Annotated in this window: 9 protein-coding genes and 1 pseudogene; 7 read left to right on the top strand and 3 right to left on the bottom strand. The window is 66.3% G+C overall.

Annotation, left to right across the window (positions count from 1 at the left end; translation table 11 throughout):
- Positions 1-301: pseudogene (locus tag ACFVTE_RS24405) on the top strand (hypothetical protein); the annotation flags it as partial.
- Positions 302-396: 95 nt separating this feature from the next.
- Here the strand turns inward: ACFVTE_RS24405 and ACFVTE_RS24400 are convergent.
- Complete coding sequence (locus tag ACFVTE_RS24400) at positions 397-606, bottom strand: DUF2945 domain-containing protein (RefSeq protein WP_387105316.1); 210 nt, start codon at positions 604-606, stop codon at positions 397-399.
- A 239-nt stretch (positions 607-845) separates the two neighbouring features.
- Between ACFVTE_RS24400 and ACFVTE_RS24395 the strand changes: the two genes are divergently transcribed.
- The 6 genes from ACFVTE_RS24395 to ACFVTE_RS24370 all read left to right on the top strand — a co-directional run bounded on the left by ACFVTE_RS24395 (position 846) and on the right by ACFVTE_RS24370 (position 8390).
- Positions 846-2282 carry a flotillin family protein gene (locus tag ACFVTE_RS24395; protein ID WP_387105314.1) on the top strand — a complete coding sequence of 479 codons (1437 nt, stop codon included), beginning with the start codon at positions 846-848 and terminating at the stop codon, positions 2280-2282.
- Between the two features lie 31 nt (positions 2283-2313).
- Positions 2314-2559, top strand: a complete 246-nt coding sequence (locus tag ACFVTE_RS24390; protein ID WP_387105318.1) for a hypothetical protein — start codon at positions 2314-2316, stop codon at positions 2557-2559.
- 81 nt (positions 2560-2640) lie between these two features.
- The gene (locus ACFVTE_RS24385; protein WP_387105313.1) at positions 2641-3822 is read left to right on the top strand and encodes a glycosyltransferase family 4 protein; all 1182 of its coding nucleotides are present in this window, start codon (positions 2641-2643) and stop codon (positions 3820-3822) included.
- Entirely contained in the window at positions 3819-5201 is a 1383-nt protein-coding gene (locus ACFVTE_RS24380) for a UDP-glucose dehydrogenase family protein (protein WP_387105312.1), read from the top strand. The genes ACFVTE_RS24385 and ACFVTE_RS24380 overlap by 4 nt, the downstream gene beginning before the upstream one ends.
- Positions 5202-5295: 94 nt before the next feature.
- On the top strand, positions 5296-7443 hold the full coding sequence (locus tag ACFVTE_RS24375) for a putative bifunctional diguanylate cyclase/phosphodiesterase (protein ID WP_387105310.1): 2148 nt from the start codon (positions 5296-5298) through the stop codon (positions 7441-7443).
- A 218-nt stretch (positions 7444-7661) separates the two neighbouring features.
- A complete protein-coding gene (locus tag ACFVTE_RS24370; protein ID WP_387105308.1) occupies positions 7662-8390 on the top strand; it encodes a hypothetical protein in 729 nt (242 codons plus the stop codon).
- A 41-nt stretch (positions 8391-8431) separates the two neighbouring features.
- Here the strand turns inward: ACFVTE_RS24370 and ACFVTE_RS24365 are convergent, their stop codons facing one another.
- Together ACFVTE_RS24365 and ACFVTE_RS24360 are read right to left on the bottom strand one after the other, a co-directional pair.
- Complete coding sequence (locus tag ACFVTE_RS24365) at positions 8432-9268, bottom strand: SDR family NAD(P)-dependent oxidoreductase (RefSeq protein ID WP_387105306.1); 837 nt, start codon at positions 9266-9268, stop codon at positions 8432-8434.
- 127 nt (positions 9269-9395) lie between these two features.
- Positions 9396-10769: an alkaline phosphatase family protein gene (locus tag ACFVTE_RS24360; protein WP_387105304.1), complete on the bottom strand. Its 1374-nt coding sequence runs from the start codon at positions 10767-10769 to the stop codon at positions 9396-9398.
- Positions 10770-10909 lie beyond the last annotated feature (140 nt).

Below are 10909 nucleotides of genomic sequence, written 5' to 3'. Positions count from 1 at the left end.
CGCCGCCGGACTGATCGCCTTCGGCGCCGGGCTCCTCGTCTCCTCCCTCATCCCCCCGAGCGAAAAGGAACGCGAAGCCGCCGACGCCCTCAAGAGCGCAGCCGAACCGGTCACCACCCAGCTCACCGAGGCCGCCAAGGACATGGCCCAGGGCTGGAAGGAACCCGCCCAGGAAGCCATGGAAAACGTCAAGGCCACCGCCACCGACGCCGCCCAGCACGTCAAGGACGAAGGCCAAACCGCCGCCCAGGACGTCAAAGCAACCGCCACCGACGCCAAAGACCACGTCCAAAACACGTAGCGGCGTTAACAACTGCAGAGTCAAAGTACGACGACGGCCGGCCCGCCTAAGCGCGGGCCGGCCGTTTGTCTGTGGTCAGGGGTCGGGGTCGGCGGCTAGCCCTTCTTCTCGGCCAGCGCGCCGGCCTTGTGCGCGGCCCTCGCCCCCGTCTTGGCCGACTCCACGACGTACTGGGGTTCGTCGTCGCTGGCCCTGTGCGTGTGACCGTCGAGCTCAAAGTCGCTGGTCTTCTTTTCCACGATCTTGCCGTGGGTCTTTCCCTGCGGCGTGTTCCATTCCACTTCGGTGCCCTTGGTCAGTGCCACGTGTGCTCCTCAAGTCGGTCCGGCGGTCACGGCCGACACTACAGCCGGCACCGGCAACCGGCCAGGGCCTTAACCGAATTCGGTTGGGCCTGAGAGCCCGCTCTCCGAAAGGTGCAGAATTGCTGGACTATGCCCCGGCGCACCACCACACTGTCTATTACAGCTGGCAATCCGGCGCCTTGAGGGATTTCCGGCACCACAGTTCCCGTGCTTTCCGATTGCGCTGAGAGGACACCGCCATGGAGAACCTGGCAGCCATCCTGCCCCTGATTGTCATTGTTGTCTCCGTGCTGCTGGGCATTCTGGTCATCTGGCTGGCCGTCAAACTGATGTGGAAAGTGGCCGAACCGAACGAGGCCCTCATCATCTCCGGTTTGACCCGCGGCACGCTGGAAAGCACCGACGGTATGGACTTCAAAATCGTCACCGGCAAGGGCGCACTGGTGGTACCCGGGCTGCAGACCGTCAGGACGCTGTCCCTCACGCTGAACGAGACGGAACTGAAGGTCTCCTGCGTTACCTCCCAGGGCATCCAGGTGATCGTGGAAGGCGTCGTCATTTACAAGATCGGGGACGCGCCCGCCTTTATCGCCAATGCCGCCCGAAGGTTTCTTGGGCAGCAGCCGAAAATGGAAAGCCAGGTGTACAACGTCTTCGAGGGCCACCTGCGTTCCATTATCGGCAGCATGACCGTGGAGGAAATCATCCGCGAGCGTGACAAGCTGGCGTCGCAGGTCCGCGGCGCAAGCGGCGTGGAAATGGAGAAGCTCGGCCTGGTGGTTGATTCCCTGCAGATCAAGGACCTCCAGGACCCCACCGGCTACATCCAGAACATCGCCAAGCCGCACATCGCCCAGGTCAAGATGGAGGCCCGCATTGCCGAGGCCACCCGGAACCGGGAGGCCGCGGAACGCGAAGCCGAGGCGGCCGCACAGATCGCCGATGCGCAGAGCGTTTCCGCCATCAAGCAGTCCGCGGCGCAGGCCAACGCCGAGCGGGCGAGGGCAAATGCGGCGCAGGCCGGCCCGCTGGCCGATGCCACCGCCCGCCAGCAGGTGGTGGTCCAGGAAACCGAGGTGGCCAAGCTCGAGGCTGACCGGGAGGAACAGAAGCTGCAGACCACCATCCGCAAGCCCGCCGACGCCAAGGCCTACGCACAGCGCACCGAGGCGGAGGCCCAGAAGGCGGCCGACATCAGCGCGGCAGAAGCGCGGGCCAAGCGCACGGAACTCGAGGCCCAGGCCAATGCCCGCCGGGTGGAGGTGGAGGCGCAGGCCAACGCCAGCGCGGCAGCGGCGATTGCCGGAGCCACCCGCGTGACGGGCGAGGCCGAGGCGGCAGCCACGAAGGCGCGCGGAGATGCCGCAGCGTCCGCCATCAAGGCGAAGGCGCTGGCCGAGGCGGAGGGCATCAAGGCGCGCGGCGAGGCACTGGAGAGCAACCAGGACGCCGTCATCTCGCAGCAGCTGGCGGAGAACATGCCGTCCATCGTGGCGGCGGCGGCCGAACCGTTCGGCCACGTGGACCAGCTGACCGTCCTCAACGGCGCCGACGGCCTCAACAGCATGGTGGGCGGGATCATCACCCAGGCGGGTTCGTTCCTGCCGCGGCTGTCCACTGCCCTCAAGAACGGGCAGAACCATGCCAAGCAGCCGCCGAAGCAGCCCAGCGCCTAGACCCGGAAGCCCAGCGAAACCGAGGGACATGGTGCATAGGAACGTTGACCGGAGCCTGACGGGAAAGATCGGCAGGGTGAGCGGCCAGATCGGCCCGGGAACTGTCGGCGAGGTCATGCTCCCCTACCGCGGCGGCACCAGCGCCTTCCACGCCTATCCGTTCGACAAGGTCAGTGTCTTCACGGTGGGTGATGAGGTGCTGGTCATCTACTTCGAACCGCCGCAGACCGTCTTCGTGGACGAGCTGCCGGACGTCCTCCGCCACGGGGAGCTGTAGCCCCCGCCTGTTAACCCAACCTTCCCTTTCCGGTTACGCCTGCTCCCCCGCACTGTTAGACGGCGGGAACACCGTTGAGGGGTGAGGATCGCTATCGTTGCCGAATCATTCCTGCCGCTGATGAACGGAGTCACGCACTCCATCCTGCGAGTGCTTGAGCATCTGCAGGAGCGGGGCGATGAGGTGCTGGTGATTGCGCCGTCGACGTCGGACGCTGATGTTCTGGACGTTGTGCACGGCGCGTTTGTGCACCGGCTGCCCTCCGTTCCGCTGGCGGGTTACACGAACGTGCGCGTGGCGCTGGGAGGTGTGTACCGGGTCAAGAGAATCCTTGCCGACTACGCACCGGACGTGGTCCACCTGGCGTCGCCGTTTGTGCTCGGCTGGCGGGCGGCGCAGGCCGCGCATCAGCTGGGGATCCCCACGGTGGCCATCTACCAGACCGAGGTTCCCAGTTACGCCGCCCGGTACGGGGTGCCGTTCCTGGAGAACTGGGCCTGGAACCGGGTGGAGAACATTCATCTCCTGGCGTCCCGGACGCTGGTGCCGTCCACTTTCGCGTTGAACCAGTTGCGCGGCCGTGGAATTCTGCGGGTGGGCATGTGGCGGCGCGGTGTGGATACCGCGCGTTTTGCGCCGGAAAAGCGCGACGACGGGTGGCGGGCATCCGTGGCGCCGGGCGGTGCGCGGATCATTGGCTACGTTGGCCGGCTGGCCGTGGAGAAACAGGTGGAGGACCTTGCCGTGCTGGCGGACGTTCCCGGCAGCCGCCTGGTGATTGTAGGAGACGGTCCGCAGCGGGCGTCGCTGGAGGAAGCCCTTCCCAATGCCGTGTTCACCGGGTTCCTCGGCGGCGAGGAGCTGGCCCGGGCGGTGGCATCCTTCGATCTGTTCGTCCACCCCGGCGAGTTTGAGACCTTCTGCCAAACCATCCAGGAGGCCATGGCATCTGGCGTTCCGGTGGTGGCCACCGGCCGCGGCGGGCCCCTGGACCTGGTGGAGAATTCCCGCACCGGCTGGCTGTACAAGCCCGGTGACCTGGCCGGCCTGCGGCGGCATGTGATGGACCTGATGGGCGACGACGCCAAGCGCCGCGCGTTCGCCGCGGCGGCTTACGCCTCGGTCCAGGGCCGGACGTGGCCCGCCCTGTCGGCAGAGCTGGTGCGCCACTACAAGGACGTCATCGCCGGGACCCCGCTCCCCGCCACGCTCCTCGAACCGGAAACCAAGACCACGCGCACCCAAGAAGGAGCCACCCTGTGAAGATTTCCGTGATCGGCTGCGGCTACCTCGGTGCCGTGCATGCGGCCACACTCGCGTCGATGGGCCACACCGTGGTGGGGATCGACGTCGACCCCGCACGGGCCAAACAGCTCGCCAGCGGCCGGGCCCCCTTCTTCGAACCCGGACTCGACGAACTCCTGCAGGACGGCAGCGCCACGGGCCGCCTCAGCTTCTCCACAGACTTCACTGACGCGGCCGGGGCGCAGATGCACTTTCTGTGCGTGGGAACGCCGCAGTCCAAGACGTCCGACGGCGCCGATCTCAGCTACCTCGTCTCCGCCACCAAAAGTCTCCTTCCGCACCTGGGCCGGGGCGCCGCCGTCGTCGGCAAATCAACCGTGCCCGTGGGCACGGTTGACAAGCTGGGACGCATGCTTTCCGCGCGGCCGGATGTGCTGCTGGGCTGGAACCCGGAGTTCCTGCGGCAGGGCACGGCCGTGAAGGACACGCTGGTTCCGGACCGGCTGGTGTACGGGGTGCCCGGCGGCAAGGAGGATGCCTTCGGACGCCGCAGCGACGGCACCCCTGGGGCTGCCCGCGGCGTGACCGCCGTGCTGGACGCGGTGTACGAGCCGTTGCTGCGCGCAGGCATCCCACGGCTGGTGTGCAATTTCGCGACGGCGGAACTGATCAAATCGGCGTCAAACGCGTACCTGGCGACCAAGGTCAGCTTCATCAACGCGATGTCGGAGCTGTGCGACGCCGCCGGGGCCGACGTCACCGAGCTGAGCGAGGCGATGGGCATGGATCCGCGCATCGGCAACCGGTATCTGCACGCCGGGCTCGGTTTTGGCGGCGGCTGCCTGCCCAAGGACATCCGCAGCTTCCGGGCCCAGGCGCAGGCGCTGGAGGTGCGGTCCGTCGACGACTGGATGGGCGTGGTGGACGCCATCAACCTCGGCCAGCGTGCCCGGACCGCGGAGATCGCCCGGGAACTCTGCGACGGCTCGATCTCCGGCAGGACGGTGACCGTGCTGGGTGCGGCGTTCAAGCCGGACACGGACGACATCCGCGACTCTCCGGCCCTCGACGTCGCGCTCCGGCTCGCCTCGGCGGGCGCGCACGTCACGGTGACGGACCCCAAGGCCATCAACAACTCGTGGATGCGCTACCCGCAGCTGCGGTTCGAGGCCTCCGCCACTCGTGCGCTGGAGGGCGCAGAGCTGGTGCTGCTGCTGACCGAATGGTCCGAGTACCGCAACCTGTCGCCGGCCACCGCCGGGCAGCTGGTACGACGCCGGACGGTGCTGGACGCACGGAACGTGCTGGACGCTGCGGCGTGGCAGGCGGAAGGCTGGACAGTCCGCGGCCTCGGCACCCAGGCGGCGCCGGCGGCGGAGCACATCTCTGCTCGTTGAGCCCACCTTGATCTCCGCAAGCCCGATCAGCGGTACGATCTTGCTGAGGGGGTGGACGCTCAATGAGTTTCTCGCGGTCTCACGCAACGGTCGCATGACGGCGGCTTCCCCGCGCCCTGAGGCGGATCCGGCCGGCGGCTACGCTGCCCTGTTCGACTCGCTGCCGGACGCGGTCCTGATAATCGGCGGCGACGGGGTCATCACGCAGGTGAATTCCGCGGCGGAACAGCTCTTCGGCTACGGCAGGCTGCGGCTCGTCGGCGAAGACCACCGGATGCTCCTCGCCGAGGGCTACCGCAGCGGCTTCGACCGGCTCTTCGCCAGCCTGCGCAGCGAGTCCGCAGACAGCGCCGATGCGCAGACACCCTTCGAGTCGTACGGCCTGCGCAGCGACGGCACCGAGTTCCACGGCGAGGTGGCCTGCTCCCTGCTGGATGCCGAGGGCGGCCCATCGCTGGTCGCGTCGGTCCGGCCCACGTTTCACCGGCAGGAGGCTGACGCCGAGTTGCGGGAAGCGATGTCGCTGCTCAGCGCAACCCTGGAGTCCACGGCCGACGGCATCCTCGTTGTGGGCATCGACGGCAAGATCGCCGGCATCAACGAGCAGTTCACCAAGATGTGGGGCATCCCCCGGGAACTGATGGCCACGGGCGATGACGCCGCGGTGATGGGGTACGTGCTTGGCCTGCTCTCGCACCCGGAGACCTTCGTGGACAAGGTCAATGAGCTCTACGCGCACCCCACTGAGGAAAGCCACGACACCCTGGAGTTCCTCGACGGCCGTACCTTCGAACGCTATTCACGGCCGCAGCGGGTGGGCAACGCGGTGGTGGGCAGGGTCTGGAGCTTCCGGGACGTGACACCGCGGCGCCGCGCCCAGGAACAGGCCCGGCAGGCGATGGCGGACCTCGCCGAACAGGCGGCGCAGCTGAAGGCCATGGCATTCCAGGACCCGCTGACGGGGCTGGCCAACCGCAAGCTGTTCCACGACCAGCTGTCCGAAGCGCTGCACGGAACCAGCAGTGCCGCCGTCGACGTCCTCCTCCTGGACCTTGACGACTTCAAGGAGGTCAACGACATCCTTGGCCACGCCGCCGGGGACCAGATGCTGGTGGAGGTGGCCCGCCGGCTGCGGGCATGCGTGCGGCCGGACGACACGGTGGCCCGGCTGGGCGGCGACGAGTTTGTTGTGCTCCTGATCGGGTCCACGGACGCCGAGTCCGTCGCGGAGCGGATCGTGCAGTCGCTCAACGTTCCGGTGCGGATCGAAGGTTCCATGCTGCGGCCCAGCCTGAGCCTCGGGATCGCTTCGCTGAGCGAGGACGCGGTGGCTGGGTCGGAACTGCTGCGGCGCGCCGATGTGGCGATGTACGCCGCGAAAGCCGCGGGCAAGAACCGGTTTATGCGGTTCAAGCCGGAGATGATGACGGCCCTGGTGCAGCGGACGGACATGGAGGCGGGCCTGCGGCTTGCCGTCGACAACGACGAGATCAGCGTGAGCTACCAGCCGGTCGTCTCGCCGCGGCTGGGTGGGGTGATCCAGTTCGAGGCGCTGGCACGGTGGGAGCGCGGCGGCCGGAGTGTCCCGCCGTCGCAGTTCATTCCGACGGCGGAGCGCAGCGGGCTGATCTCGGCGATCGGCCTGCAGATGATGAAGGAAAGTTTTATCCAGCTGGGCCCCTGGCTCTCCGGCAGCGCCGAGCGCTCCCTCGCGGTAAACGTGTCCGGCGTGCAGCTGCGGGACTGCGACTTCGCCGGCAGTGTGCAGGGCATGGCCGAGCAGCACGGCATGGATCCCCGGCAGCTGGTGTTGGAGGTGACAGAGAGCGTGTTTTTCGACGCCGACGACCACGTGATCAGCCAGCTCGCGAGCTTGCGCAGCGCCGGTGTGCGTGTTGCGCTCGATGATTTCGGAACCGGCTACTCGTCGCTGGGCCGGCTGCAGGACCTGCCTGTGGACGCGGTGAAGATCGACCAGTCCTTTGTCTCCATGGTCCGCACCGGTGCGGAGAAGCTGCCAATCCTCAGTTCCATGATCAACATGGCCCACAGCCTGGGGCTCAGCGTCACGGCCGAGGGCATCGAAACCGCCGCGCAGGCGGCCTTCCTGACCGACCTGCAGTGCGACGCCCTGCAGGGCTACCTGTTCTCGGTACCCGAATCCGAGAGCGGCCTCGAGCAGGCCGTCAGCCGCTCAGCCGCCGCGCTCGAGGCGCTCGAAGGCCTTCGCCTGCGCCGCTGACCCTGCCCAAACGCTCTATCAGCTCCCGCAGTGCTTTGGCGGACGCTCCCTCAGCTTCGGTCGATTAAATCCAAACGCTCTATCAGCTCCCGTCGCCTAAACCCAGACCCATCCTCGGGGCCCCTTCTGAGGGGAACTCCCGCTGACACCTCAGGATTTCATCAGGCAGGTGAAGTGATGATTAGGCAGGAGACCTGCTGTCGAAACCAGGGGGAACAATGAACACGAACCATCCGCAGGTGCGCAGGGGGCTTGCCGTACTAAGTCTTCTGTTGCTGGCACTCACAGCATGCGGAAACGGCCAGGCAACCAGCAGCAGTGTGGTTGCGACCGGCAACGCCACGGCGTCAGCGGACGCCAGTCCTTCACCCAGCGCAATTGCCTCGACGCCTTGCGGCACCGAGGAACAGCAGACGTTCCGGGAGGCCGAGACCTTCATCTGCACTAAGGATGCCGCAGGCCAACTGGTGTGGCTCGAGGCCTCTGAGTCCAAGGCGATAACGGACCGGCGTGCTGCCGATATCGCCGCCAAGGCGGCAGCGGAAAAAGCTGCGGCGGACAAAGCTGCCGCGGACAAGGCAGCAGCGAAGGCAGCGGCTGAGAAGGCCGCGAAACTGGCGGCTCAGCAGGCTGCCGCCAAGAAGGCCGCGGAAGCGGCGGCAGCAGCCCAGGCAGCGCAGCGCGCGGCAGAAGCCAAAGCAACCCAGGAAGCCGCCGCAGCGGCAGCAGCCCAGCAGGCCCTCGCTGCACCGGTCGCACCGCCAGCAGCCGCCCCCTCCAACTGTGACCCGAACTACTCCGGCGCCTGCGTGCCCATCGCGTCGGATGTTGACTGTGCGGGCGGGAGCGGAAACGGTCCTGCATATGTACAGGGACCTGTGACTGTCACGGGGTCGGACATTTACGGTTTGGACAGGAACCACGACGGCGTAGCCTGCGAAGGCTGAACCTCCTCCCTGTGGGCCGGCGTTCCGCAGCCGTTGTCGGGTTACGGCTTCTCAACAGGTTCGCCGGCCCTCACGAGCTCCAGGCTGCGGTCCCAGAATTTCCGCGCCAGCTCGGCGTCGTATGCCTGGCTGTTGGCCTTTGCCAGAGCACGCTTGATGTAAAAGGCCCCGGGCACCCAGTCCCGTCCGGGCGTGGAAGTGGCAAGCCAGACCAGCGTGTCAGCGCCCTGCTCCGCCGAGAGCAGGAACCGGCTCAGCACTGTCTTGTAGGCATGGCGGAACCAACTGGTGGACTCCGCCGCGAAGTTGGTGGCCACGACGCCGGGGTGAAAAGCCGCCGTCGCGATGCCGTCCTTCCCGTAACGGTTCTGCAGTTCCGCGGTGAACAGGATGTTCGCCAGCTTCGCGGTGCCGTAGGCGCGGTTTGTCGAGTAGCTCCGCTCTGAATTGAGGTCCGCCAGGTCCAGCCGGCCGAAGCCGTTGGCCGCGCTGGAGGTGTTGATGATGCTGGCCCGGCTTGCTGTGAGAACGTCCAGCAGCTCAGTAGTGAGCAGGAACGGCGCCAGATGGTTGACCTGGAACGTCCTCTCGTGGCCGTCAACGGTGAGCTCGTGGCCGCGCATGATCCCGCCGGCGTTGTTCACCAGGACGTCGATCCGCGGGTACCGGCTCCGCAGCACCGCCGCCAGTTCGCGCACTTGGGAAAGCTCCCCGAAGTCGCAAACGAAGTAATCAGCTCCCAGTTCCGCGGCTATCGCCGCGGTCTTCTCGGGGGAACGTCCGACGACGACGATCCGCTCGCCAGCCTTCCCCAGGTTCCGTGCGGCTGCTGCACCAATGCCGTCGCTGGCTCCGGTGATGACGATGGTACGGGGCATGGGTGTCCTTGGAGAGTTGGGTGTCGGGGGCGCCAAATGGTATTCCTCCCCCACACACACAAACGGCGCCGGGCCGGGTAATGTTCCCCGGCCAGGCGCCGTCGGCGTTGCCTTTGAAGAGCCCAGTTTAGAAGTTCAAGGCTGGCCGCAGGCTGACCGCATTGCCTGCGTTCAGCAGCATAGGTGAAATGCCCAGCATCTCCTCGGTGGATCGGAGCAGCGAATAATGGCTGTAAGAGCCCTGCACCGTAGTTCCCGGAATGACTGACGGAGCCACAATGAAGTTGGGTACGGGGGTGTCTTCGTCGAACACCACCGCTATCGCAGTCCTGCCGGCTTTAAATGTCGGGCTATTCAGGATCGACGGGAGCCAGCCGGATAGCCACGTATCGCCCGTGGCAATGCTGCAGTCATGCATGTCGTTGCATAGGTTTGGCGTAATAAGGGAAAAGTTCGGCAGCGTGTTGTTGGCCAGGTCGCGCTGGAGGTTCCCGGACGCCGGAGTACCCAGTGGGACGTTGTTGACGGCACACGCCGCCCGGTCCCCCGTCCCCTGGTAGTACGCCTCGGGATTGTGCCTGACCGCGTACTGGCCCGAGCCTCCAAGCTGGCAGTTCGAACCCATGGATTCCTCGTAGCTCTTATAGGTCAGCCCCCGGCTCCTCACCTGCCGGAAAATGTTGTCGGCCGTAATCGGCGGGAGGTTGCTGGGGTTCGAATCGGTGGTCACTCCTTGGGTGCTGCCGGAGGTCAAAGCCAGATAGCTGGGAAGCGAAGGCAGCCCGAGGCCCGCATCGCTCCACGTGGTCACTGAACCGCACTGCCTCGCCAGCTGGGTCATGTAGGGGGCGTTGGCACTGCCGATGACCTGCGAGTACGTCTTGTTCTCGAAAATGAACCAGATCACGTGGTCATACGTGGATGGCGGCGTAGCCGTCGTGCCGCAGGGGTTCGCCCCTGGCGGTGGTGTTGTCGGCGGGGGCGGAGGCGGCGGAGGGGGCGTTCCGGCCGTCGTCAGGACCAGCTGCGGCCGGTGCGTGGTGTCGGCCACTTCCTTCGACGCGTAGATGACGCCGTCGGAGGACGTGTTGTCTATGCGGAAGGAATAGGTGCCGTCGCCCTTGACGACGCTGAAGACGTCAACGTCGACAAACGTGTTGATCGAGGCAGTGCCGACCGAGGCGATCACCGTGGAGTCGGCCGCCGGCGCGTTGGACCAGTTGATGGTGTTTTCGGCCCAGGCCGTGTTCTGCACCCGTCGGAACTGACCGCCAAGGTTGGACGGATCAGAGATGAAGAGCCGCAGCTTGGCGCCGGTCACCGTCCTTCCGGTGCCGGCGACCGTAAATTTGAGGAACGACATCTCCACCGGGGAGTTGTCTGCCTTCAGGCCGATCGCGGTGCCGTAATTTGTAGTGGGTGTGTCCCTTTTGACCACCGCGTCGGCGGAAGGACCAATCGTGACGGTGGCTGCCTGCGCAGTGCGCCGGAAGATCACCATTGGTTTCCCCCTGACAACAGCCAGTCTGTGGTGTGCGTGAAGGAGGGTTTAAATGCGGGAGAGCCCCAACCGTGTGGTTGGGGCTCTCGACCTAATGGTTGTCCGGCGGTGACCTACTCTCCCACACCCTCCCGGGTGCA

This window comes from Arthrobacter sp. NPDC058097 (genome assembly GCF_042884885.1).
Classification (GTDB): Bacteria; Actinomycetota; Actinomycetes; order Actinomycetales; family Micrococcaceae; genus Arthrobacter.
The sequence above is the reverse complement of the archived record's forward strand: the minus strand, read 5'-3'. Positions and strand labels throughout refer to the sequence as shown.

Coding starts and splice junctions, on each gene's coding strand:
- ACFVTE_RS24395 (WP_387105314.1), top strand. CDS start 846: ATGGAGAACCTGGCAGCCATCCTGCCCCTGATTGTCATTGTTGTCTCC.
- ACFVTE_RS24375 (WP_387105310.1), top strand. CDS start 5,296: ATGACGGCGGCTTCCCCGCGCCCTGAGGCGGATCCGGCCGGCGGCTAC.
- ACFVTE_RS24370 (WP_387105308.1), top strand. CDS start 7,662: ATGAACACGAACCATCCGCAGGTGCGCAGGGGGCTTGCCGTACTAAGT.
- ACFVTE_RS24365 (WP_387105306.1), bottom strand. CDS start 9,268: ATGCCCCGTACCATCGTCATCACCGGAGCCAGCGACGGCATTGGTGCA.
- ACFVTE_RS24360 (WP_387105304.1), bottom strand. CDS start 10,769: ATGGTGATCTTCCGGCGCACTGCGCAGGCAGCCACCGTCACGATTGGT.